We start from the raw sequence: 24261 nt of genomic DNA, 5'->3' as shown, positions 1-24261 counted from the left end.
GCCCGTGTCACCGCCGTCGCCCCAGGTGGGCCATGATGGGACGGTGCGGCGCCTCCCGCCGCACCCATGGCCCGCCGGGAGGCACGCCCTCGCCGGCCCGCACGCGGAAGTCAGGAGTGGTTGATGGACAGGCAGCAGGAGTTCGTACTCAGGACGATCGAGGAGCGCGACGTCCGGTTCATCCGGCTGTGGTTCACCGACGTGCTCGGCGTGCTGAAGTCCGTCGCCATCGCCCCCGCCGAGCTCGAGGGCGCGTTCGCCGAGGGCATCGGCTTCGACGGCTCCTCGATCGAGGGCCTGACCCGCGTGTACGAGGCGGACATGCTGGTCAAGCCGGATCCGTCCACCTTCCAGGTGCTGCCCTGGCGCGGCGAGGCCAACTCCGTCGCCCGCATGTTCTGCGACGTGCTCACCCCGCTGGGCGAGCCGGCGCGCTCGGACCCGCGCAACGTCCTCAAGCGCGCCCTGGCCAAGGCCGCCGACGCGGGCTTCACCTTCTACACCCACCCCGAGATCGAGTTCTATCTCTTCGAGAAGCCCGCGAGCCTCGACGCCCCGCTCGTCCCGATCGACACGGCCGGGTACTTCGACCACGTGGCCCGCGGCACCGCGCACGACTTCCGCCGCGACGCGATCACCACGCTGGAGTCCATGGGCATCTCCGTGGAGTTCTCCCACCACGAGGCGGGCCCGGGACAGAACGAGATCGACCTGCGCTACGCCGACGCCCTGAGCATGGCCGACAACATCCAGACCTTCCGCACCGTGGTCAAGGAGGTGGCCCTCAGGCAGGACGTGCTGGCCACGTTCATGCCCAAGCCGCTGGCGGAGGCGCCCGGCTCGGGCATGCACACCCACATGTCCCTGTTCGAGGGGGACCGCAACGCGTTCTACGACCCCGCCGGCGAGTTCCAGCTGTCCGGCACCGCACGCGCCTTCATCGCCGGCCTGCTGCGCCACGCCGCCGAGATCACGGCGGTGACCAACCAGTACGTCAACTCCTACAAGCGTCTCTGGGGCGGCGGCGAGGCCCCGAGCTACGTGTGCTGGGGCCACAACAACCGCTCGGCGCTCGTCCGCGTGCCGATGTACAAGCCGGAGAAGGGCGGCTCGGCCCGCATCGAGTACCGGGGCCTGGACTCAGCCGCCAACCCCTACCTCGCGTTCGCCGTGATCCTGGCCGCCGGCCTCAAGGGCATCGAGGAGGGCTACGAGCTGCCCGAGGGCGCCGACGACGACGTGTTCGCCATGACCCGCGCGGAGCGCAAGGCGCTGGGCATCCAGGAGCTGCCGAACTCCCTGCACGAGGCCATCTCGATCATGGAGAGCTCCGAGCTGGTCGCCGAGACCCTCGGCGAGGACACCTTCGAGTTCTTCGTGCGCAACAAGCGCACGGAGTGGGAGGAGTACCGCAGCCAGGTCACCTCCTACGAGCTGCACCGGTTCATCCCGTCGCTGTGACGGCGGGCTCCCCGCCCACGCTGGAGGGCTGATGGCTCGAACGGTCACCAGGACGAGCGTGCTGCGCCGCCTGGGGTTCACCGACGCGCCGCGGGCCGACGAGCTGCTCGACGCCCCCGCGCTCGCCCCGGCCGTGGCGCGCGCCGAGGCGGCGGGCGCGCCGCTGCCCGAGGCGCTCGGCGCCGCCGCGGACCCCGACCTCGCGCTGCTCGCCCTGGTGCGGCTCGCCGAGCAGGCCCAGGCCCACGGGCTGGAGGAGGAGCTGCGGGCGGTGCTCGCCGACGACGGCGCCCAGCGCCGCCGCCTGCTCGCGGTGCTCGGCGCGTCCTCCGCGCTGGGGGACATGCTCGTCGCGCGCCCCGGCGACGTCGCGCTGCTGCGGGACCGGGCGGGGGAGGAGCCGGTCCTCGACCTGGCGCCGCAGGACGAGCGGGAGCGGGCCCTGCGGGCGGTGGGCGCCGACCCGGCCGACCCCGTGCCGGTCGCCACGGTCACCGGGGACGCGGGGGTGGATGCCCTGCGGCGCACCTACCGGCGCCGGCTGCTCGAGATCGCCGCGGCGGACCTGACCAGCCCCGACCCGCTGGCGGACTTCCCCAAGGTCGCCGCGGCGATCGCGGACATCGTCGGCGGCGCGCTCGAGGCGGCGCTGGCGGTGGTCCGCGCCCAGCTGCCGGGCGGCGCCCGGGAGGTGCGCCTGGCGGTGATCGGGATGGGCAAGACGGGCGGCCGCGAGCTGAACTACATCTCCGACGTCGACGTCGTCTACGTGTGCGAGCCGGCCGCCGGGGCGGCGGTGAGCGAGCACGAGGCCCTCGCCGTCGGCACCCGCCTGGCCACCCAGCTCGCCCGCTGCTGCTCCGCCACCATGGGCTCGGAGCCGGCGCTGTGGCCGCTGGACGCCAACCTGCGGCCGGAGGGCAAGGACGGGCCGCTGGTGCGCACGCTCGCCTCGCACGTGGCGTACTACGAGCGGTGGGCCAAGGGCTGGGAGTTCCAGGCCCTCGTCAAGGCGCGCCCGGTGGCCGGGGACGCCGCGCTGGGGGAGGCGTACCTGGAGGCGCTGCGGCCGATGGTGTGGACCGCCGTCGAGCGCGAGCACTTCGTCGAGGAGGCCCAGGCCATGCGGCGGCGCGTCGAGGACCACGTGCCGGCCGCCGAGGCGGACCGCCAGCTCAAGCTCGGCAAGGGCGGCCTGCGCGACGTGGAGTTCACCGTCCAGCTGCTCCAGCTCGTCCACGGCCGCACCGACCCCTCGATCCGCTCGGGCACCACGCTGGAGGGCCTGGGCCAGCTCGCCCGGGGCGGGTACGTCGCGCGCGACCACGCCGCGGAGCTCTCGCACCACTACCGGTTCCTGCGCGTGCTCGAGCACCGCATCCAGCTGTACCGGCTGCGCCGCTCGCACCTGGTGCCGACGGGGGAGGCGGACCTGCGCCGGCTCGGGCGGGCGATGCGCGCCGACGGCGTGGACTCGGGAGAGTCCCTGGAGGAGCGGTGGCGCCAGGTCCGCCGCGACGTGCGGCACCTGCACGAGGAGATCTTCTACCGGCCGCTGCTGCCGCTGACGGCGCGGCTGTCCGCCGAGGACGTCTCCCTCGCCCCCGACGCGGCCCGCGCCCGGCTGCGGGCGATCGGCTTCCACGACCCCGACGGGGCGCTGCGCCACATCGGCGCGCTGACCGAGGGCCTGTCGCGGCGTGCGGCCATCCAGCGGCAGCTGCTGCCGGTCATGCTGGGCTGGTTCGCGCAGGGCCCGGAGCCGGACTCCGGCCTGCTGTCCTTCCGCAAGCTCTCCGAGACCATGGGGACCACGCACTGGTACCTCAAGCTGCTCCGGGACTCCGGGGTCGCCGCTGAGCGGCTCGCCCTGCTGCTCTCGACCAGCCGGTACGTCGCCGAGGCCCTCGGGCGACTGCCCGAGGCGGTGGCCTGGCTGGGCGAGGACGCCGAGATCGCGCCCCGTACCGCCGCGGCGCTGTCGGGCGAGCTGCACGCGCTGCAGGCCCGCCGCACCGAGCCGGTGCCCGGGGTGATGGTCGCGCGCTACGTGCGCCGCCGGGAGCTGCTGCGGGCGGCGATCGGCGACGTGCTGGAGAACATCCCGTTCGCCCGGTCCGCGGCGATGATCACGACGGCGGCGGACGTGGCGCTGCAGGGCGCCCTGCGCGTCGCGGAGGCGGAGGCGACGGCGGAGGCGGGCCTGGACGCGCCGGCCTCCCGGTACCTGGTGGTCGCCATGGGCCGCCTCGGCGGCGCGGAGATGGGCTACGCCTCCGACGCCGACGTGCTGTTCGTGCACGAGCCGCGCTCGGGCGTGGACGGCGAGGTCGCGGCGCGCGCCGCCGTCGCCGTGGCGTCGAGGGTGCGGGCGCTGCTGGGGGAGACGGGGGCCGAGCCGCCGCTGCCCGTGGACGCAGACCTGCGCCCGGAGGGCCGCCACGGCCCGATCATCCGGTCGCTGTCCTCCTACGCCGAGTACTACGAGCGCTGGGTCGAGCCGTGGGAGCGGCAGGCGCTGCTGCGCGCCCGGCCGGTGGCCGGCGACGACGACCTCGCCGCCCGGTTCACGGCGCTGGTCGACCCGCTGCGCTACCCGCAGGGCGGCCTCGGCGGCGGGGACCTGCGCGAGCTGCGGCGGATCAAGGCCCGCGTGGAGTCCGAGCGGATGCCCCGCGGGGTGCCGCCCACCCGCCACCTCAAGCTGGGGCGGGGCGGGCTCGGCGACGTCGAGTGGACGGTGCAGCTGCTGCAGCTGCGGCACGCCGGCGCGGTGCCCGCGCTGCGCACGCCGTCGACCATGCAGGCGCTGCACGCCCTGCACGCGGCGGGGCTGGTCACCGTGGAGGAGGCGGACCGGCTGAGGCACGCCTGGAAGCTCGCCTCGCGCATCCGCAGCGCCATCGTGCTGGCCACGGGCCGCACCACGGGGCATCGCTTCGACGTGCTGCCCCACGAGACGCCGGACCTCGAGGTCGTCGCGCGCATCCTGGGCCACGAGCCCGGCGCACGGCAGGAGCTGGAGGAGGAGTACCTCCGCGCCGCGCGCCGCGCCCGCGCTGTCGTCGAGGACCTCTTCTACGGGTGAGCGGTCAGTTGCGTCGCGAGCGGTCATGCGGGTCGCGAGCGCTCACCCGGCTCTCAGCCGCCGAGAAGGTCCTGAGTGTGCGTCTCGCGCGGAAACGCTCGCTCAGGCACTTCTCGCACGCTCTTCCGCCCCTGACCGCGCGCCTGCACGCGGCTGGGCGAGCCCCTCGGGCCCGCCCAGCCACGTGACCCGCCGTCAGCGGAAGTCGCGGCACCGCCAGGCGGCGTAGGCGCTCTGCGCCTCGAGCGAGACGCCGGGCGCGACGTCGGCGAGCGGGGTGACGTTGGTGACCAGCGGCTCGCCGTCGGCACCCCGGCCGACCTCGGTGCCGGTGAGCAGCCACGGCCGCTTGCGGTCCCCGAGCAGGTAGGAGCTCTGGACGAGCTGGCGGGCGATCCAGACCGCCGGACCGGCCGGCCACCACGGCTCGGCCGCGAGGGGCCACACCGCCAGGCCGGGCAGCGGGTAGCCGCTCTCGGCGTCCCAGCTGCCGACCACGGCGTCGGTCTCAGGCCCCTCGCTGATGCGCAGGTAGAGCGCTCCGACACGGCGCTGGAGGGCGACGACGTCGTCGAGGGTGCGGGCCAGGGCGCCGGCGGCGGGCTGGCGCTCGGTCACGGGCAGGTCGATGGTGTGCTGTGCGCTCAAGAAATTTCCTCCGCTGCGTTGCGTTGAACTGGCGCTGATGCGGGAACGGCGCGGCGCCGTCCGGTGACGTCCGCGTCACCCGGTGACGGCCGGCGGCCCCCGTGCCGCCGAGGTCTGGGGCGGCGTCCGCCTAAGGGTCTGGGGCGGGGATCACGAACAGGTTACGGCCCGCCGCGCCCCGATGCAACACCTGTAGCGCAGCTATACCCGCAGACCCACGTGGACGATCGCGTCGGCGACGTCCCGGACACGGACGCTGTGGCGGCGCGCGTGCTGGCGGATGCGCTGGAAGGCCTGCTCGACGTCGATGCCCCGGGCCTCGGCGATCACGCCCTTGGCCTGCTCGATGACCACCCGGGCGTCCAGCGCGTGCTGGAGCTGTTCCGCGAGCTGCTCCTGCTGGCGGTAGGTGGAGGCGTTGATGAGGTAGCCGGTGGCCATGTCGGCCAGCACGGAAGCGGCCTCGAGGTCCTCCTCGGGCCACTCCCGTGACTCGCGCGAGTACAGGTTCACGGCCCCGAACGTGCGGTCGGCCAGCCGCAGGGGGATGCCGGCGACGGCCCCGATGCCCGCGGCCAGCGCCCGGTCCCGGAAGCCCGGCCACCGGTCGTCCTCCGACGCCAGGTCCGGGACGGCGACCGGCCGGCCCAGGGTGAAGGCCTCGTAGCAGGGACCCTCCTGGTGCTCGGACTGGTACCTCTCCAGCTCCGCCAGGCCCGGCAGCACGGTGGTGACGAGGCTGAGGCGGCCCTGCACGTCGATCGCGGCCCCGGCGCCGGCCAGGTCGAGCACGTCGCGGACGCGGTTGGGCAGCTCGTGGAGCACGGCGTCGACGTCGTAGGGCGTGACCAGGGTGCGCACGAACTCCGACACGGTGCGGGCGAACAGGCGGTGATCGTACATCTCGCCCCCTTCCACCGGCGCCCGTGCCGAACGGGAAGAGCACCGCTGCGCCGCGGTGCACGCGAGACTACAGGCGTCGCCGAACGGTCGCCGGGGGAACGAGCCGGGCCGGCGCCGCTCGCGCCCAGCCACCCGGCGCGGGCGTGCGGGCCCGCCCGCCTGGTGTCAGAGCACCTTGGACAGGAAGGCCTGGGTGCGCTCGTGCCGGGGGTCGTCGAGCACCTGCGCGGGCGGGCCCTGCTCGACGATGACGCCGCCGTCCATGAACACGAGGTGGTCGCCGACCTCGCGGGCGAAGCCGATCTCGTGCGTCACCACCATCATGGTCATGCCGGAGGCGGCGAGGTCCTGCATGACGGCGAGCACCTCGCCGACGAGCTCGGGGTCGAGCGCCGAGGTGGGCTCGTCGAAGAGCATCAGCTCGGGCTCCATGGCCAGGGCGCGGGCGATGGCGACCCGCTGCTGCTGGCCCCCGGAGAGCTGGGAGGGGTAGTGGTCCAGCCGGTCCGCGAGGCCCACGCGGCCGAGCAGCTCCGTGGCCTTGGCCCGCGCGGCCGCCTTGCCGACGCCCTTGACCTGCACCGGGGCCTCCATGACGTTCTGGAGCGCCGTCATGTGGGGGAAGAGGTTGAAGCGCTGGAAGACCATCCCGATGCGCGCGCGCTGCTGCGCGACCCGCTTCGGGTGCAGGCGGTAGAGCTCGCTGCGCCCGCCCCTGACCTCCTCCCGGTACCCCATGAGCTCGCCGTCCACGGCGATGCGGCCGGCGTCGATCTCCTCGAGCTGGTTCACGCAGCGCAGCAGCGTGGACTTGCCGGAGCCGGAGGGGCCGACGACGACGCAGACGGAGCCGGCGGGCACCGTCAGGTCCACGCCGCGCAGCACGTGCAGCTCGCCGAAGAACTTGTGCACGCCGTCGATCTGGATGGTGGGGGTCTCGGTCATGGCGTGTACTCCAGGAACGGGTCGTCCTTCGCGGTGCCGGCGGCCAGGATCGCCTGCTGCTTGCGCCCCAGTGCGCCGCCCTTGCCGCCCGGGCCGCCGCCGGCGCGCGCGTCGGCGTAGCCGCGGCCGTAGTACCGCTCCAGGTAGTGCTGGCCGACCATGAGCACCGAGGTGATGGCGAGGTACCAGATGGCCGCGACCATCAGCAGGGGGATGGGCAGGAACAGGCGGTTGCCCACGGAGTTGGTCACGAAGGTCAGGTCGAGGGTGAACGGCACCGCCAGCACCAGCGACGTCGTCTTGAGCATGGAGATGGTCTCGTTGCCCGTCGGCGGCACGATCACGCGCATCGCCTGGGGGAGGATCACCCGGCGCAGGATCTTCGACTCCTTCATGCCCAGCGCCCGGGCGGCCTCGGCCTGCCCGGCGTCCACGCTCGCCAGGCCGGAGCGGAAGATCTCCGCAAGGTAGGCGGCCTCGTTGAGCGCCAGGCCCAGGATGGCCGCGAGAGCGGCGTTGAAGACGTCGTCCGTGTCGAACACGAGGAACTCGGGGCCGAAGGGGATGCCGAGGCTCAGCCGCGGGTAGAGCACCGCGAGCAGCCCCCAGAAGGTGAGCTGGGTGTAGATCGGGGTGCCCCGGAAGAACCAGATGTACACCCAGGCGACCCAGCGCATCACCGGGTTGTCCGAGCGGCGCATGATGGCCAGCGCCAGGGCGAGGACGATCGCGATGACCATCGAGGCGGCGGTCAGCAGGAGCGTCCAGCCCACGCCCCTGGCCACGGTGACGTCGCGCAGGTAGAGCCAGACGACGTCCCAGCGGAAGTTGGGGTTGGTGACGAGGGCGCTGACCACCATCGCCGCCAGCACGGCGACGACGGCGGCGGAGACCAGTCGGCCGGGCCGGCGCACGGGGTGGGCGCGGATGAGCTGCGGCACGTCCGCGTGGTGGTCGCGCGCCACGTCAGACCGCCGGGTTCAGCTCGGCGGTGGGCAGGGCGCCGGTGACGTTCCAGGTGGCCAGGATGTCCTCCCAGACACCCTCGTCCATCAGGTGCTGCATGGCCGTCTGGAGCGCCGCCGTGAGCTCGGGGTCGTCCTTGGAGACGGCGATGCCCTGCGGCGCGGCGTCGGTGACGTCGCCCAGCTGCTCGACCTGGCCGCCGGTCTGGACCTCGGCGTACTGGCCGACGGGGGAGTCGGCGTACATCACGTCGATCTTCCCGCCCACGAGGTTGGTCGTGACGTCGGCCTGGGAGTCGTACCGCAGGACCTCGATGGGCTCGGCGCCCCCGGCGGCACACTCGGCGGACAGAGTCTCGGCGCCCTCGTCCTGGATGGTGCCGGTCTGCACGCCCATGGTGGTGCCGCACAGGTCCGCGGGGTCGAGGCCCTCCGGGTTGCCCTTCTGCACCGAGAACGTCGAGCCGGCGGCGATGTAGGAGACCATGTCGACCTCCGACTGGCGCTCCGGCGTGATGGAGAAGGAGGCGATGCCGGCGTCGTACCGGGTGCCGATGGCGGGGATGATCGAGGCGAACTCGGCGTGCTGGACCTCGACCTCGGCGCCGAGCACCTGGCCGAGCGCCTTGGCCAGGTCGACGTCGTAGCCGGTGGGGGTCTGGCCGTCGCTGCCGCCGAGGAACTCGGCGGGCGCGTACTGGAGGTTGCTGCCGACCGTCAGCGTGCCGTCGAAGTCCGCCGGGAGCATCGCGGCGATCTCGTCCACCCTCTCGATGCCCGAGACGTCGTACCCGGCCTCGGCGCTCGCGCCGTCGGACTCGGGCAGGGCGCCGGTCTCGACGGCGTTGGTGCAGGCGGTCAGGACGACGGCGCCCGCCGCGAGGGCGGCGAGGGCGGGAAGACGGCTCATGGGAACTCCGGTCGACATGGTGCTGGGATTCCCCACACCATATCCGGAACCATGCATGACTATGCACTCCCGGCGCTGTGCGTTGCGGCACAGGGCTGCTGGCGCGCGGCCGAAGGGGCAGACCCGCCGGATGACGTCAGCCCCCGGCCGGACCGATCGGGTAGGGGGCCGGGTCGCCCGGCCCCCTCCCACACCACCGGACATGCGGGCCCGCATCCGGCGGTTCGTCAGACCGCTTGCCTGAAGCGCTCCCATGCGGTGCGCAGGCCGATCAGTCCCTGACGGTCCCAGTAGCGGCGGGGCAGGGCGCGTTGGAGCACGGGCGAGCCGGCGATGCGCCAGTAGCCCTTGCTCGACGCCGCCCAGCGGATCGCGCTGAGCGGTGGGATGCCCAACTGCGCGAGCATCCGGCGCCGAGTCCTGATCCGCTTCCACTGCTTCCAGTAGATCTGCCGCAGGCGGCGGTAGAACCACTCGTCGAGGTCCCGGAACACCCGCGGGGTGTCCGCGACCCGGAAGTAGCCCATCCAGCCGCGGACGAACCGGTTCAGGACGCCGATGCGAGAGCCCATCGACACCCCCCAGTTCCGGCGGGTCAACTCCCGCAGCCGCGTCTTCAGGCGAGCGATCGCCTTTGGTGCGACCCGGACCTTGACCTTGCCGCCGGTGACGAAGAAGAACCCGAAGCCCAGAAGAACCGCCCGACCGGCGGGTTGGACCGAGGACTTCTCCCGATTCACCCGCAGCTTCAACCGCCCCTCGACGACCTCTGTGATGCCGCCCAGGACCCTGGTGGCGGCGCGTTTGGAACGCACGAAGACGCGAATGTCGTCGGCGTAGCGCACGAACCGCAGCCCGCGTCTGCCCAGCTCGCGGTCGAGGTCGTCGAGCATGATGTTCGACAACAACGGGGACAGCGGCGACCCCTGCGGAGTTCCCTCCGCGGTGGGCTGCTTGACCCCCTCGACCATCACCCCGGCGTCCAAGAACCGGCGGATGAGCTTGAGCACGCGCTTGTCAGTGACCTTCCGCGCGACCCTGGCCATCAACGCATCGTGGCCGACCCGGTCGAAGAACTTCTCCAGATCCACGTCGACGACCCACCGGTAGCCCTCCTCGATGAAGACCTGCCCGGCCCGGACCGCCTGATGGGCGGACCTGCCGGGCCGGAACCCGTAGGAGGACTCGGCGAAACCGGGATCGAAGATCCCGGTCAGGACCTGCGCGAGCGCCTGCTGGACCAGGCGGTCCAGCACGGTCGGAACACCCAGCAACCGCTCCCCGCCGCCGGGCTTGGGGATCACCACCCGGCGAACCGGCGAGGGCCAGTAGGTGCCTTCGTCCAACGCCGCCCGGACCTCCGGCCAGTGGACGTCCAGCCACGGCACCAACTCCTCCGTGGTCATCCCGTCCACTCCCGGCGCCCCGCGACTGGCGCGGACTCGCTTCAACGCTGCCGAGAGGTTGCCGGGCGAGAACACCTCGTCCCACACCCCCACCGGCTCCGCACCGCTGCCACCGGTGGCCGCCGACGAGCCGCTACGCCCTGGACGGGATTCCGGCGGGAGCACCGCCTCCTGCCCCGCCAGACCCGCGTTCGCGGGATGGCTGCGATCACCACGACTCATACGAGCACCACCAGATCCTTCGATGCATCTGACGTTCGGCCCTTCCCGCCCCATCCCCCCGGACTCCCCCGGCGGGTATCCCTCCAGGCGGTACTACGACCTCTGCTGACTCCTGCCCGGTCAGCCAGACCCTCTCGGCCCTGACCGTCCCGCCGGGGCGGGACACCCGGACAGGTCTCCCCGGATAAGAACAACCACTTTCCCTCTACCCCCGCCGCGTCTACGCAATGGCCGCCTTGGTGGTGACGGGCTTCGCCATCTCGTGCTGGCTCACCCCGACCATCACGCCTCATACGCGATTCGTGTTCCTCGGTGCAGAGTTACGTCTCGGGCTTCCTTCCCACCCCACCTCACGGTGACGCAGTTGCCTCCGACTCGGGGTTAGCACCACCGCCTCCCCCAGAGGACTTCCACCTCCTAGCAGTTGCCCATGCCGGGCGTACACGCCGAGGCCCGCACGGACGCGTCCGTGCGGGCCTCGGCGGGGCGGCTCAGAGGTCGTAGTAGAGCTCGAACTCGTGCGGGTGCGGGCGCAGGCGCAGCGGGTCGATCTCGTTGGTGCGCTTGTAGTCGATCCACGTCTCGATGAGGTCCGGCGTGAAGACGTCGCCCTCGGTGAGGTAGTCGTGGTCCGCCTCGAGGGCGTCCAGCACCGCCGGCAGGGAGTCGGGCACCTGCGCGATCTTGGCGTGCTCCTCCGGGGGCAGCTCGTAGAGGTCCTTGTCGATCGGCTCCGCCGGCTCGATGCGGTTGCGGATGCCGTCCAGGCCGGCCATGAGCATCGCCGAGAAGGCGAGGTAGGGGTTCGACGACGGGTCGGGCACCCGGAACTCGATCCGCTTGGCCTTCGGCGAGGTGCCGGTGACGGGGATGCGGATGCACGCCGAGCGGTTGCGGGCCGAGTACACCAGGTTCACCGGGGCCTCGAAGCCGGGCACCAGGCGGTGATAGGAGTTCACCGTCGGGTTGGTGAAGGCCAGCAGCGAGGGGGCGTGGCGGAGCAGGCCGCCGATGTACCAGCGGGCGGTGTCGGACAGCCCGCCGTAGCCGCGCTCGTCGAAGAACAGCGGCTGGCCGTCCTTCCAGAGCGACTGGTGCGAGTGCATGCCCGAGCCGTTGTCACCGAAGAGCGGCTTGGGCATGAAGGTGGCGGACTTGCCGGCCTCCCAGGCGACATTCTTGATGATGTACTTGAACTTCATCACGTCGTCGGCGGCGGCACGCAGCGTGTCGAAGCGGTAGTTGATCTCCATCTGCCCGGCGGTGCCGACCTCGTGGTGCGCCCGCTCGACGTCGAGGCCCGACTCCTGCAGGCAGGAGACCATCTGGTCGCGAAGGTCGGCCATCTGGTCGTTGGGCGAGACGGGGAAGTACCCGCCCTTGTACCGGGTCTTGTAGCCCAGGTTCGGGCCCTCCTCCCGGCCGGTGTTCCAGGCCGCCTCGTTGGAGTCCAGGTAGTAGAAGCTGGAGTGCTGCGTCGTCTCGAAGCGCACGGCGTCGAAGATGTAGAACTCCGCCTCGGCGCCGAAGTACACCGTGTCGGCGATGCCGGTGCTCCGCAGGTACGCCTCCGCCTTGGCGGCGATGTTGCGGGGGTCGCGCGAGTAGGCCTCGTCGGTGAAGGGGTCCACGATCGAGAAGTTCACGACGAGCGTCTTCTGCTTGCGGAAGGGGTCCACGAAGGCGCTGGTCACGTCCGGCACGAGCTTCATGTCGGACTCGTGGATCGCCTGGAAGCCACGGATCGAGGATCCGTCGAACATCAGACCGTCCGTGAAGGCGTCCTCGTTGAAGGCCTCGACCGGGATGTTGAAGTGCTGCATGACGCCCGGCAGGTCGCAGAAGCGGACGTCGACGAACCTGACGTCCTGCTCCTTCGTGAAGGCGATCGCCTCTTCGGCGGTGGAAAACATCCGTTGCTCCTTGGCTTGTGGACTCGTCTGATCCGGATGGGAACCGGGTACGAAGTTATCGGGAGCCGGTTTCCCTCGTGTCACCCGAATGTGTCAGGCATGTTACGTGCCGTCCCGGGGGCGAGACATGGGTCACCATGGCGCGGGACCGGCCCCAGCAGCGGCGCGGGCGGACACCGAAGGCGCCCGGGATAGGGTCGGGACGTGCCGAACGCAGCCACCTCCGCCCCACCCGTGGCCAGCATGGGCCGTCGCCTGGTCGCTCTGTTCGTCGACTGGGGGATCGCCACGGCGATCAGCGCCGGGTTCTTCCAGAACCACCCGATGGCGACCCTGGCCATCTTCGCCCTCATGACCTGGCTCATGCTGAGCACCCTCAGTGCGACGATCGGCCACGCGATCGCGGGGCTCGCCGTCCGGACGCCCGGCGGCGGGTTCGCCGGCCCGCTGCGCGCCCTGGTCCGCACGGTGGGGCTGTGCCTGGTCATCCCGGCCGTCGTCTGGGGTCCGGACGGGCGCGGGCTGCACGACATGTGGGCCGGCACCGTCATCACCCGCGTGCGCTGACCGACGGCGGAACCCCCGGCGGGTGGTCCCACGAGCCGGGGACGCCACCGTGCCTGCGCACCGCCGGGCAGCGCCCCCCGTGGACGCGCTGCGTGGCCGGCGGAGACGTCTCGCGCGAACGCAGCCCCAAAACAGGGAACGGCCCCCGCACCGTCGGTACGGGGGCCGTCGCGTCAGCGACCGCGCATCCCCTTGCGGTCGGGGCGCGCCTTCATGGGGTCGACGCCCTTCGGGATCGGCATGCGCGCCGCGCCGAGCGCCTGGAGCCGCTTGGCGACGGCGGCGACCTCGGCGGGGGTCAGCTTGCCCTTGAGCTTCTGGACGTGGCTGACGAGCTTGGCGAGGGGGACCTGCCCCTCCTCGTTCCCGTACTGCACGAGGTGCACGGGGACGTTCGGCGCCACGCGAGCGACCTTGCGGCGCTCGTCCTCGAGCATGCGCCGCACGCGGTGGCTCGGCCCCTCGGAGACCAGCACGATGCCGGGCCGGCCGACCATCCGGTAGACGAGGTCCTGTGTGCGCGGGTTGACCGCGACGGGCTGCTCCTCGATGTTCCAGCCGCGCCGGATCTGGCCCAGGGCCGCGCCCGCGGCCCCCGGCTGACCGTCGATCTGGGAGTAGCCCGCCTTCCGGGTCTGCTGCGCCAGCACGATCATCATGAGCATCAGCGCGAGAAGCAGGCCGAAGAACGTCATGTACCACGGGTGGCCCCACGCGAAGCCGATCGCGAGGGCGATCGCCATGACTCCCACGAAGATCCCGACGAGGATCCACGTGATCGCCGGCCTGACCTTCTTGGTCATCCGGTAGGCGTCAGCGATGTTGTGGTACCACCGCCGCTTCTTCTCCTTGGGTGCGGCGGAGGATCCCTCGACGTCGCTGTTCTTCTTGCGGGCCATGATGCCCAAGAATACCGGGCCCGGGGAGCCGCTCGGCCGCGAGCTAGGAGGCCGGTGCGGGGCCGGCGGCGCGCGGGTGGCGGGCGGGCACGCGCAGGGCCAGCGCGAGGACGGCGAGGGCCGCGCCCGCCGCGGCGGCGACCGTGAACCCCGCGGCCGGCCCGTACGCGTCGGACAGCGCGCCCGCCAGGGCGGCGGCGGCGGCCACGCCGACGACGTTGGCCGAGCCCAGCGCGGTCATCGCCGCGGCGGTCGCCCCCGTGGGGGCGAGGCGGCCGGCGACGGTGAACAGCGTGACCATGGCGGGGCCTACGAAGAACCCGACCGCGAGCACCAGCAGCGCCACGGAGCCGAGCGTGGCCGCGGCAGTCAGGGCGGCGGCGAGGGCGGCCATGCCGGCCCCGGAGAGGAGCAGCCGCAGGCGGGTGCCCACCGCCTCGGGCAGGGCGATGACGGCGATCGCCGCGACCGCCGAGCCCGTGCCCATGAGGGCGTAGACGAGTCCGGCCCGGCTCGGCTCGCCGACGTCGGCCGCGTACGCGGTCACCGCCGTCTGGCTCGCGCCGAAGAACATGCCCACGCACGCCATGCCGGCGACCGGCGCCGCGACGGCCCGCAGGACGGTGGCCAGCCGGGGGCCACGGACCCGGCCGTGGCCGCCCGAAACGCGCGAGTCCCGCGCAGCGGTGGGGTGCAGCGCGAAGGCGGGGACGAAGGCGGCCACGAGCAGCGCCGCGAGCAGGACGGGCAGCGCGGGGGACGCGGCCGAGGCCGCCACGCCGACGAGCGCGGGGCCGAGCACGAAGACGAGCTCGTCGGCCATCGACTCGTAGCTCAGGGCGGCGCCGGTCTGCCGCGGCCCGGTGCTGCGCGCGAGCCACCGCACGCGGGCGAGGGAGCCGACGGGCACGGTGGTGGCCCCGACGAGCACGCAGAGCAGGCACAGCGCCGGCAGGGGTGCCTGGGCCCGCGCCGCGGCGACCAGCGCCACGAGGGCGGCGGCGTTGATGGGGGCGAGGACCAGGAGGGGCAGCCGCTGGCCGGCCTTGTCGGTCCACCGGCCGATCAGCGGACCGGACGCCGCCGTGGCGAGGGCGAGCGACGCGGACGCCGCGCCGGCGGCGCCCACGGACCCGGTGGCGGCGGCCACGAGCGTGAGCACGCCGATGATGACCATCGACGTGGGCAGGCGGCTGACGAAGCCGACGACGAGGAAGGACCAGCCGAGCAGCCGCGGGAGGGTGCCGTACTGGCGGAGGGACCGCAGCCGCCGCACGTCAGACGAGCGCCGCGGCTTCCTGCCGGGAGGTCGTCGGCTCGGTCAGGTGGGCGAGGTGCGCGGGCACCTCACGGCCCTTCTTCACCATCGCCTGGCCCCACAGCCGGCCCGCGCGGTAGCTGGAGCGGACCATGGGGCCCGCCATGACGCCGAGGAAGCCGATCTCCTCGGCGATCTCCGCCAGCTCGACGAACTCCTCGGGCTTCACCCACCGGTCGACGGGGTGGTGGCGCACGGACGGGCGCAGGTACTGGTTGATCGTGATGAGGTCCGTGCCGGCGTCGTGCAGCAGCTGCAGGGCGTCGACGACCTCCTCGAAGGTCTCTCCCATGCCCAGCATGAGGTTGGACTTGGTGACGAGGCCGTCCTCGTGCGCGGAGGTGAGCACGCCGAGGGAACGCTGGTACCGGAAGCCCGGCCGGATGCGGCGGAAGATCCGCGGCACGGTCTCGACGTTGTGGGCGAGCACCTCCGGCCGCGAGGAGAAGACCTCGGCGAGCTGGCCGGGCTTGGCGTCGAAGTCGGGGATGAGCAGCTCGACGCCGGTGCCGGGGTTGAGGGCGTGGATCTGGCGCACCGTCTCGGCGTAGAGCCAGGCACCGCCGTCCTCGAGGTCGTCGCGCGCGACGCCGGTGATGGTCGAGTAGCGCAGGCCCATCTTCTGCACGGACCTGGCCACCTTGAGCGGCTCCATCCGGTCCAGGGCCGAGGGCTTGCCGGTGTCGATCTGGCAGAAGTCGCAGCGGCGGGTGCACTGGGAGCCGCCGATGAGGAACGTGGCCTCGCGGTCCTCCCAGCACTCGAAGATGTTGGGGCAGCCGGCCTCCTCGCACACCGTGTGCAGACCGTTGCCGTGGACGAGCTGCTTGAGGTCGCGGTACTCGGGGCCCATGACGGCCTTCGTCTTGATCCACGAGGGCTTGCGCTCGATGGGCGTCTCGGCGTTGCGCGCCTCGACGCGGAGCATCCGGCGGCCTTCAGGTGCGATCGTCACGGTCGGTTACCTCGTCCCTCTCTGGTTCCGCGCGCGCGGCTCCTGGGATCCTACGTCGCGGCGCGCACCGTGCGCAGGGGCGACCGGACGGCGGGTCGCGAGCACCGGGCTACGCCCGGGGGAGGAGCGCCTCGGCCGGGCGCGCCGCGGCGGGCCCCTCGGGGGCGGGCGCCTCCACGGCGGCCCCCTCCACAGCGGCCGGCGTGCTGGTGCCGCTCCCGTCGCCCGGGACCGTCAGGGCGGCGAGGTGGCGCGCGAGCTGGCGCTCGGCGCCGTCGACGATGTCGGCCACGGAGACGGTCCTGCCGGTCTCCGCGGTGAGGGACGTCACGTCGGCGTCGTCGATGCCGCAGGGCACGATCCGGTCGTACGCCGTCAGGTCGGGGCAGGCGTTGATGGCGATGCCGTGCATGGTCACCCCCTTGGCCACGCGCACGCCGATGGCGCACAGCTTGCGGTCGCGCCCGCGCTGGTCGGCGGCGACCCACACCCCGGACCTGCCGGGCACCCGCAGGGTCGCCACCCCGAGCTGGGCGGCGAGGTCGATCACTGCCTGCTCCAGGGCGCGCACGTACGCGACGACGTCGACGGGCTCGCGCAGCCGGACGATGGGGTAGGCGATGAGCTGCCCCGGCCCGTGCCACGTGATGCGCCCGCCGCGGTCGACGTCGATGACGGGCGTCCCGTCGGTGGGGCGGTCGCGCGCGGCGGTGCGCTTACCGGCGGTGTAGACGCTGGAGTGCTCGAGCAGGAGCACCGTGCCCTCGCGCTCGCCGGCCACGACCTCCGCATGGACCTGCCGCTGGAGGTCCCACGCCCACTCGTAGTCGACGTGCTCCTGACCCAGCCCCACGCGTTCGAATCGCACGCGCTGATGTTATGCCTCCGCGCGGGCCGGCCCGTCGGTCGGTCCGGCGTCCGGCCCCGCGGTGCCCCGGCATGCCGTTGGCCGTGGGCGCGCCGCGTGCCCCGGGACCGACCCTCCACCACGGGCCCGCGCCGGGCGTCCGTCCACAGGTCACCGCGCGGTGCCGGTCTGTGGAGGGCACGCGCCGCCGCCGGACGGGCGGTGCTTGGCTCCCGGCATGCGCAGGACACCGCGGTACCAGGAGTCCGCCGTGCCGGCCGTGCCCGGCTACCGGCTCGACGCACCGGTGGGCTTCGGTGCCTCCGGCGCCGTGTGGGCCGCCCGCGACCGGGCCGGCCGGCCGGCCGTCGTCGCGCTGCTGCGCCTGCCGCCGGGGGAGCGAGGCGCGGCGCAGCTCCGGCGGCTGGGCCGGCTCCGTGCCACGGCCCACCCCCACCTGCCGCAGGTGCTCGACCTGGTCGCGCTGACGCCCGACCGATGTGCCCTGGTGAGCGAGCCCCTGGCCGGGCCGACCCTGGCGACGGTGCGGGCCGCGCGGGGCGCGCTGGCGCCCGGTGAGGTGGCCACGCTGTTGATGGCGCTGGGCAGCGCGCTGGGCCACCTGCACGAACGGGGCATCGTGCACGGGGACGTCTCGCCGCGCAACGTGCTCGTCTGCCCGGGCGGCGTCCCCGTGCTGACCGACCTCGCGGGTGAGGTGACGCACGAGAGCGGGACGGCTGGCTTCGTGCCCCCGGAGCGGCAGCGGGGCGGGCCGGCCGGCGCACACGGGGACGTCTGGGCCCTGGCCCGCCTGCTGCTCTGGGCGGGCGGTGAGGAGCCCGCGTTGGCGCGCCTGCTGGGGCCGGCGCTGGAGGCTGACCCGTCGCGCCGTCCGGCCGCGCGCGACCTCGCCACGCGCGCGCTCGCCGTGCCGAGGGTCCCGGTGGCCCTGCCCGGCGCGGCGGACCTCGCCCAGGCGCAGCTGCGGGCGGGCGCGCGGCACGACCTCACCCTCCGAGCCGGACGCACCCGTCCGAGGGGCCGCCACGGGCGCGGGGGAGGGCGGCGCGCGGTCGCCCTCGGCACCCTGGGGCTGCTCGTCATCGCGGGCGCGGCCAGCGCCGGCGGCCCCGCGTCGACCGGCAGCGCGGAGGGCATGCCGGCGGGCCGGCCGACATCGGCCGCGGACGTGCGTGACACCCCGCCGCGGGGGAGCGCCGGCCCGGGAGGGCCGGCGGGGGCCGGGGCGGCGGGACGGCCGGAGGCAGGCGTCGCGAACCTCCTCGCCGCCAGGGACGCCGCGCTCGAGGAACTGGACGGCGAGGCGCTCGAGCGGCTGACGGTGCCCGGCTCGCCCGCCGCCCGCGAGGACGCGGCGCTCCTCGACCGGCTGCGCTCCACCGGCACCCGCCCCGCGGGCCTGCGCACCGAGCTCCTGTCCGCCAGGGTCCTCGCCGGCGAGCCCGTCGTCGTCGAGGTGGTGACCCGGCAGCGCGCCTACGAGCTCGCGCCGGTGGCCCCGGACGGCGTGGGCACGGGAGGCGCGGGGGGACCGGCGGGGCGAGGGACGGGTGCGGTCCCCGAGCAGCCGGCGCGGTGCGCCCGCCTGGAGCTCGGGGGGCCGCCGTGGCGGGTGGCCGGCGCGCTCCCGTGCCCGGGGCCCTGAGACGTGGAGCCCCTGGACGCGGAGCGCCGAGAGCCCTGCCGCTGGACCCGGCGCTCGGATCACCTCTTCAGCCGATCTCGCCCCGCCTTCGGCGTGCCCGCCGCCCGTGGATGCGGCGGGGCCCCGGACCACGAGGGTGCGGGGCCCCGCGAACGCCGGTCGGGCCGTCAGGCCGGTTTCACAGGCCGACCTCGGACTCGAACGCGCCCTCCTCCAGGCGCGCCTTGACCGTCATGAGGTAGCGGGCCGCGTCGGCGCCGTCGACCAGGCGGTGGTCGTAGCTCAGGGCCAGGTACACCATGGACCGGATGCCGATGGTCTCGTTGCCGTCGGCGTCCTTCACGACCGCCGGCCGCTTGACGATCGTCCCGACGCCGAGGATGGCCACCTCGGGCTGGTTGATGATCGGCGTGTCGAACAGCGCGCCGCCCGAGCCGGTGTTGGTGATGGTGAAGGTGGAGCCGGAGAGCTCATCGGGCGTGACCTTGTTGTCGCGGGTGCGCGCGGCGAGGTCGTTGATCTTCTTGGCGATGCCACCGACGTTGAGGTCGCCGGCGTCCTTGATCACCGGCACCAGCAGCCCGCGCGGGGTGTCGACAGCGATGCCGATGTGCTCGGCGCCGTGGTAGACCACCTGGTCACCCTCGATGGTCGCGTTGACCTTGGGGTGCGCCTTGAGCGCCTCGGTGGCGGCCTTGACGAAGAACGGCAGGAAGGTCAGCTTCGTGCCCTCCGCCGCCTGGAAGGCGTTCTTAGCACGGGCGCGCAGCGCGGCGATCCTGGTGACGTCCACCTCGACCACGGTGGTGAGCTGCGCCGAGGTCTGGAGCGACTCGACCATGCGCTTGGCGATGATCTTCCGCAGCCGGGACATCTTCTCGGTCGTGCCGCGCAGCGGCGAGACCTCGATGGCCGCGGGCTTGGCGGCCGGTGCGGCGGCCGGGGCGGCGGCGGGTGCCGCGGCGGCCTTCTCCGCCGCGGCCTTCTCGGCGGCGGCCTCGACGTCCTGCTTGCGGATACGGCCGCCCACGCCCGTGCCGGTCAGCGTGGACAGGTCCACGCCCTTCTCGGCCGCGAGCTTGCGCACCAGCGGGGTGATGTACGGCGTGCCGGCCGCGGCAGCGGCCTGGGGAGCCGCCTCCTCGGCGGGGGCGGGAGCCGGGGCGGCCTCCGCCTGCGGGGCCTCAGCCGGCGGGGCGGCGGCGGCCTGCGGGGCCGGCGCCTCCTCGGCGGCGGGGGCGGCCTCGGCCTGCGGCGCCTCGGCGGGAGCCGCCTGCGGCGCCTCCTCGGCGGCGGGGGCGGCCTCGGCCTGCGGCGCCTCGGCGGGAGCCGCCTGCGGCGCCTCCTCGGCGGCGGGGGCGGCGGCGGCCGGGGCGGCCGCACCCGCCTCGCCGACGATGGCCAGCTCGGCGCCGACCTCGACGGTCTCGTCCTCCTGGACGAGGATCTTGATGACCGTCCCGGCGACCGGCGAGGGCACCTCGGTGTCGACCTTGTCGGTGGAGACCTCCAGGAGCGGCTCGTCGACCTCGACGGTCTCGCCCTCAGCCTTGAGCCAGCGGGTGACGGTGCCTTCGGTGACGGACTCGCCCAGGGCGGGCATCTTCACGGGCTCGCCGGCGGGGGCGCCGCCCTGGGCGGGCGCCGCTGCGGTCGCCTCGGCCTTGGCCTCCTCGGGGGTCGCCTCGGCGGTGGGCTGCGCCTGCTCGACGGCCTCGGCGGCGGGAGCCTCGGTGGCGGTGGTGGGGGCGGTGTCCGGCTCGCCGGTCGTGGCGGGGGCGGCGTCGCCGGCGGGCTCGCCGCCGCCCGTGCCGTCGCCGATGATCGCCAGCTCGGCGCCGACCTCGACCGTCTCGTCCTCCTCGACGAGGATCTTCTCGACGACGCCGGCCACCGGCGAGGGCACCTCGGTGTCGACCTTGTCGGTCGACACCTCCACCAGCGGCTCGTCGACCTCGACCGACTCGCCCACAGCCTTGAGCCACCGCGTGACGGTGCCCTCGGTGACGGACTCGCCCAGCGCGGGCATCTTCACGGACTCAGACATGTCCTGGGGTCTCCTTCGATCGGGTCAGTTGTGAGCGTGCAGCGGCTTGCCGGCGAGGGCGAGGGCGGCCTCGCCCATGGCCTCGTCCTGCGTGGGATGGGCGTGGACGAGGCTGGCCACGTCCTCGGGGTAGGCCTCCCAGTTCACCATGAGCTGCCCCTCGCCGATCAGCTCGCCGACGCGCGCGCCGAGCATGTGGACGCCCACGATCGGGCCGTCCTTCTCGCGCACCAGCTTGACGAAGCCCTGGGTGGTGAGGATCTGGCTCTTGCCGTTCCCGGCGAGGTTGTACTCGACGGTCTCGACCGCGTCGGCGCCGAGCCGCTCCTTGGCCTGGGCCTCGGTGAGGCCGACCGAGCCGACCTGGGGCTCGCAGTAGGTCACGCGCGGAATGCCGGACTCGACGATCGGGACGGGGTTCAGGCCCGCGATCTCCTCGGCGACGAAGATCCCCTGGGCGAAGCCGCGGTGCGCGAGCTGCAGGCCGGGGACGATGTCGCCGACGGCGTAGACGTTGCCCACGCCGGTGTGGAGACGCTCGTTGGTGAGCACGAAGCCGCGCTCCATCGGGATGCCGTTCTCCTCGTAGCCGAGGTTCGCGGTGGCCGGGCCGCGGCCGACGGCGACGAGGAGGACCTCGGCCTCGAGTGTCTTGCCGTCCTGGGTGGTGACGACGACGCCGTCGTCGTTCTGGGTGACGCCGGAGAACATCGTCTTGGTGTGGAAGGCGATCTTGCGCTTGCGGAAGGCGCGCTCGAGCCCCTTCGACAGCGCCTCGTCCTCGTTGGGGACGAGGTGGGGCAGGCCCTCGATGATGGTGACGTCGGCACCGAAGGAGTTCCACACCGACGCGAACTCGACGCCGATGACGCCGCCGCCGAGGACGATGGCCGTCTTGGGCACGAAGTCCAGCTCGAGCGCCTGCTCCGAGGTCATGACCCGGCCACCGATCTCCAGGCCCGGGATGGTCTTGGAGTAGGAGCCGGAGGCGAGGACGACGTTCTTGCCCTTGTAGAGGGTGCCGTCGACCTCGACGGTGTCCGGGGCGACGAGCTTGCCCCAGCCGTTGATGAGGTCGACCTTGCGGGAGGAGACCAGACCCTGCAGGCCCTTGTACAGGCGGCCGATGATGCCGTCCTTGAAGCTGTTCACGCCCGACATGTCGATGCCGTCGAGGGTGCTCTGCACCCCGAAGGTCTTCGACTCGCGGATGGTGTCGACGACCTCCGCGGAGTGCAGCAGGGCCTTGGTCGGGATGCATCCACGGTGCAGGCAGGTGCCGCCGAGCTTGTCGGCCTCGATGAGGGCGACCTTCAGCCCCAGCTGCGCGCCGCGCAGTGCGGCCGCATAACCCCCACTACCTGCGCCAAGGATGACAATGTCGTACTCCTGCGTATCAGCCACGTACCTCTCCTCGAGCGCTTCGAACAGCCAGGCTGGCCCCGGTCGGGCCGAATGCCGCGGTCATTGTTTCACCCTCTCAGGGTTGGCGACGAACCGTTCCACGCCGAGGCGGTCACAAAACCCGCAGGCCACATGCTGCTGCAGTTCCCGTCTCTCCGCCGCCCCGTGGCCGGGCGCGGCGGGCTGAGCTCCCAGCGGACGCCCAGGAACCGGGCATATCTTCGGGTGCCATGCGCCTGTTCTCCCGCCGGCCGGCCAGGCCCGACCGTGCCAGGGCGAAAGACGCGCGCGAGCGCACCAGGGCACACTTCCGCGACTTCGTGAGCACCCGGGCGGGCGTCGAGGCCTTCCTGGAGCCGGCCACGGCGCACGACCCGCAGACCGTGGTGCTCGTCGCCCGCACGGGGGAGTGGACGCGCCGCCGCGTCCCGGACGCCGCGGCCGGCCGGGCGCTGGCGCAGGAGCTGGGCATCCCGATCTACGACGTCCACCTCACCGGGTATCCCTCCAGCATGCGGCGCTGGAGCTCGGCCAACCGCGGGCGCCGCTGAGGCGATGGAGGCGCAGAGGACGGCGGCACCGAGGTGCCGCCGTCAGCCGTCAGTGAGGTAGCACCGTCAGCGGCGGGCCGCCTGCTCGAGCACCCCGAGGAGGGTGCGCAGCCCCATGCCGGTGCCGCCCTTGGGCGTGTAGCCGTACGCGGCGGACTCGTTGTACGCCGGGCCGGCGATGTCGAGGTGCGCCCACGGGGCGGCGCCGACGAACTCCTTGAGGAAGAGACCGGCCACGAGCATGCCGCCGAAGCGGTCGCCCATGTTGGCGATGTCGGCCACCGGGGACTTCAGCGACTCGCGGAGCTCGGCGGGCAGCGGCATCGGCCAGAACTGCTCGCCGACCTGCTCGGCGGCGGAGAGGACCTCGCCGCGCACCGCGTCCGTGCCCATGACCGCGCCGACCCGGCTGCCCAGCGCGACGACCTGCGCGCCGGTGAGCGTGGCGATGTCGAGCACCGCGTCGGGCTTCTCCTCGCAGGCGGCGACGAGCGCGTCGCCGAGCACCAGCCGGCCCTCGGCGTCGGTGTTGAGCACCTCGACCGTCGTGCCGTCGCGCATGGTGATGACGTCGGAGGGCCGCTGCGCGGCGCCGCCGGGCATGTTCTCCGCGAGGGCCAGCCAGCCCGTGACCCGGACCGGCAGCTCGAGCGCCGCGGCGGCCAGCACGGTGTGCAGGACCGTGGCCGCGCCGGCCATGTCGTCCTTCATCGTCTCCATGCTCTTGGCGGGCTTGAGCGACAGGCCGCCCGAGTCGAAGGTGATGCCCTTGCCCACCAGCGCGTAGTGCGCCTTGGCGCGGGCGGGGGCGTAGGCGACCTTGACCAGGCGCGGCGGCCGGGCCGAACCCTGCCCGACGGCGAGGATCCCGCCGAAGCCCTGCGCGGCGAGCTCGGTCTCGTCCAGCACGGTGATCTTGACCTTGGTGCCCCTCACCGCGGCCCGGGCCTCGTCCGCGAAGGACGCGGGGTAGAGGTGCCGCGGCGAGGCGTTGACCAGGTCGCGCACGCCCCGCACGCCGTCGCCCACGGCCTGCGCCCGTGCCAGCGCGGCCCTGGCCTCCTTGGTCCGGGCCAGGGGAGTGGCGAGCTCGAGGCGGGCCACCGGGGCGGGGTCGGTGGTCTTGTAGTGGTCGAAGCGGTAGGCGCCCATGAGCGCCCCCTCGGCCACGGCGCCGACCTGGTCGGCGTCGTCGGCGGGCAGCGCCAGGACGGCGTCGGCGGTGCCGGCCAGGCTGCGCACGGCGGCGCCTGCGGCGCGCCGCAGCGACTCCGCGGTGACCTCCGGGCCCACGCCGGTGAGCACGATCACCGTGGCGGCCAGCTCCTCCCCGGCGGGCACGCGGACGACCTCGTCGGCCTTCCCGCTGACGCCGAGCGCCGGCAGGATCGCGGCCAGGGAGGCGACCGTCTTCTTCGGCAGCTGAGCGGACGCCAGCAGGCGCGGGCCGTCGTCGCCGGCCGCCACCCCGATCACGATGGCGTCGGCGTCGGTGCGGGCAGGGTCCTTGGTGCTCACCTTCAGGTCGGTCACGGGCTCGATG

At 73.4% G+C, this 24261-nt stretch carries 19 protein-coding genes; 5 read left to right on the top strand and 14 right to left on the bottom strand.

The genetic code is table 11. From position 1 onward, the window contains the following. Nucleotides 1–123: 123 nt before the first annotated feature. Both ACF0H8_RS12405 and ACF0H8_RS12400 read left to right on the top strand, forming a co-directional pair. Complete coding sequence (locus ACF0H8_RS12405) at nucleotides 124–1461, top strand: glutamine synthetase family protein (RefSeq protein ID WP_395289215.1); 1338 nt, start codon at nucleotides 124–126, stop codon at nucleotides 1459–1461. Between the two features lie 31 nt (nucleotides 1462–1492). Next, on the top strand, nucleotides 1493–4549 hold the full coding sequence (locus ACF0H8_RS12400; RefSeq protein WP_395289214.1) for a bifunctional [glutamine synthetase] adenylyltransferase/[glutamine synthetase]-adenylyl-L-tyrosine phosphorylase: 3057 nt from the start codon (nucleotides 1493–1495) through the stop codon (nucleotides 4547–4549). A gap of 195 nt (nucleotides 4550–4744) precedes the next feature. On the opposite strand, the gene ACF0H8_RS12395 is transcribed toward ACF0H8_RS12400, so the two are convergent. The 7 genes from ACF0H8_RS12395 to glnA form a co-directional block, all read right to left on the bottom strand. Next, nucleotides 4745–5197 (bottom strand): DUF6098 family protein, encoded by a 453-nt coding sequence (locus tag ACF0H8_RS12395; protein WP_395289213.1) that lies wholly within the window; start codon nucleotides 5195–5197, stop codon nucleotides 4745–4747. Between the two features lie 201 nt (nucleotides 5198–5398). Beyond that, the gene (locus ACF0H8_RS12390; RefSeq protein WP_395289212.1) at nucleotides 5399–6100 is read right to left on the bottom strand and encodes an ANTAR domain-containing protein; all 702 of its coding nucleotides are present in this window, start codon (nucleotides 6098–6100) and stop codon (nucleotides 5399–5401) included. Nucleotides 6101–6265: 165 nt separating this feature from the next. Next, nucleotides 6266–7045 carry an amino acid ABC transporter ATP-binding protein gene (locus ACF0H8_RS12385; RefSeq protein ID WP_395289211.1) on the bottom strand — a complete coding sequence of 260 codons (780 nt, stop codon included), beginning with the start codon at nucleotides 7043–7045 and terminating at the stop codon, nucleotides 6266–6268. Continuing rightward, entirely contained in the window at nucleotides 7042–7986 is a 945-nt protein-coding gene (locus ACF0H8_RS12380; RefSeq protein WP_395289210.1) for an amino acid ABC transporter permease, read from the bottom strand. The genes ACF0H8_RS12385 and ACF0H8_RS12380 overlap by 4 nt, the downstream gene beginning before the upstream one ends. 25 nt (nucleotides 7987–8011) lie before the next feature. Further along, the gene (locus ACF0H8_RS12375; protein ID WP_395289209.1) at nucleotides 8012–8920 is read right to left on the bottom strand and encodes an ABC transporter substrate-binding protein; all 909 of its coding nucleotides are present in this window, start codon (nucleotides 8918–8920) and stop codon (nucleotides 8012–8014) included. A 227-nt stretch (nucleotides 8921–9147) separates the two neighbouring features. Continuing rightward, nucleotides 9148–10413, bottom strand: coding sequence for a group II intron reverse transcriptase/maturase (ltrA, locus tag ACF0H8_RS12370; protein WP_395290882.1), 1266 nt, complete (start codon nucleotides 10411–10413; stop codon nucleotides 9148–9150). A gap of 626 nt (nucleotides 10414–11039) precedes the next feature. Continuing rightward, the gene (gene glnA / locus ACF0H8_RS12365) at nucleotides 11040–12461 is read right to left on the bottom strand and encodes a type I glutamate--ammonia ligase (RefSeq protein ID WP_395289208.1); all 1422 of its coding nucleotides are present in this window, start codon (nucleotides 12459–12461) and stop codon (nucleotides 11040–11042) included. Nucleotides 12462–12665: 204 nt separating this feature from the next. Here glnA and ACF0H8_RS12360 point away from each other — a divergent pair, with 204 nt between their 5' ends. Beyond that, entirely contained in the window at nucleotides 12666–13028 is a 363-nt protein-coding gene (locus ACF0H8_RS12360; protein ID WP_395289207.1) for an RDD family protein, read from the top strand. Nucleotides 13029–13201: 173 nt separating this feature from the next. Here the strand turns inward: ACF0H8_RS12360 and ACF0H8_RS12355 are convergent, their stop codons facing one another. The 4 genes from ACF0H8_RS12355 to lipB all read right to left on the bottom strand — a co-directional run bounded on the left by ACF0H8_RS12355 (nucleotide 13202) and on the right by lipB (nucleotide 17068). Next, complete coding sequence (locus tag ACF0H8_RS12355; protein ID WP_395289206.1) at nucleotides 13202–13927, bottom strand: DUF4191 domain-containing protein; 726 nt, start codon at nucleotides 13925–13927, stop codon at nucleotides 13202–13204. 43 nt (nucleotides 13928–13970) lie between these two features. Beyond that, nucleotides 13971–15203: an MFS transporter gene (locus ACF0H8_RS12350; RefSeq protein ID WP_395289205.1), complete on the bottom strand. Its 1233-nt coding sequence runs from the start codon at nucleotides 15201–15203 to the stop codon at nucleotides 13971–13973. A gap of 1 nt (nucleotide 15204) precedes the next feature. After that, the gene (lipA, locus tag ACF0H8_RS12345) at nucleotides 15205–16200 is read right to left on the bottom strand and encodes a lipoyl synthase (RefSeq protein ID WP_395289204.1); all 996 of its coding nucleotides are present in this window, start codon (nucleotides 16198–16200) and stop codon (nucleotides 15205–15207) included. A 109-nt stretch (nucleotides 16201–16309) separates the two neighbouring features. Then, nucleotides 16310–17068: a lipoyl(octanoyl) transferase LipB gene (lipB, locus tag ACF0H8_RS12340; protein WP_395289203.1), complete on the bottom strand. Its 759-nt coding sequence runs from the start codon at nucleotides 17066–17068 to the stop codon at nucleotides 16310–16312. A gap of 217 nt (nucleotides 17069–17285) precedes the next feature. Here lipB and ACF0H8_RS12335 point away from each other — a divergent pair, with 217 nt between their 5' ends. After that, nucleotides 17286–18716, top strand: a complete 1431-nt coding sequence (locus ACF0H8_RS12335) for a protein kinase (protein ID WP_395289202.1) — start codon at nucleotides 17286–17288, stop codon at nucleotides 18714–18716. Nucleotides 18717–18894: 178 nt separating this feature from the next. Here the strand turns inward: ACF0H8_RS12335 and sucB are convergent, their stop codons facing one another. Together sucB and lpdA are read right to left on the bottom strand one after the other, a co-directional pair. Further along, on the bottom strand, nucleotides 18895–20763 hold the full coding sequence (gene sucB / locus ACF0H8_RS12330) for a 2-oxoglutarate dehydrogenase, E2 component, dihydrolipoamide succinyltransferase (RefSeq protein ID WP_395289201.1): 1869 nt from the start codon (nucleotides 20761–20763) through the stop codon (nucleotides 18895–18897). Between the two features lie 24 nt (nucleotides 20764–20787). Further along, nucleotides 20788–22167, bottom strand: coding sequence for a dihydrolipoyl dehydrogenase (gene lpdA / locus ACF0H8_RS12325; protein WP_395289200.1), 1380 nt, complete (start codon nucleotides 22165–22167; stop codon nucleotides 20788–20790). A 230-nt stretch (nucleotides 22168–22397) separates the two neighbouring features. Between lpdA and ACF0H8_RS12320 the strand changes: the two genes are divergently transcribed. Next, nucleotides 22398–22718, top strand: a complete 321-nt coding sequence (locus tag ACF0H8_RS12320; RefSeq protein WP_395289199.1) for an oxidoreductase — start codon at nucleotides 22398–22400, stop codon at nucleotides 22716–22718. 66 nt (nucleotides 22719–22784) lie between these two features. On the opposite strand, the gene ACF0H8_RS12315 is transcribed toward ACF0H8_RS12320, so the two are convergent. Further along, nucleotides 22785–24251, bottom strand: a complete 1467-nt coding sequence (locus ACF0H8_RS12315) for a leucyl aminopeptidase (protein ID WP_395289198.1) — start codon at nucleotides 24249–24251, stop codon at nucleotides 22785–22787. Nucleotides 24252–24261 lie beyond the last annotated feature (10 nt).

Source organism: Georgenia sp. AZ-5 (assembly GCF_043952095.1).
Taxonomy (GTDB): domain Bacteria; phylum Actinomycetota; class Actinomycetes; order Actinomycetales; family Actinomycetaceae; genus Georgenia.
This window is presented reverse-complemented; position numbering and strand designations above follow the sequence as displayed.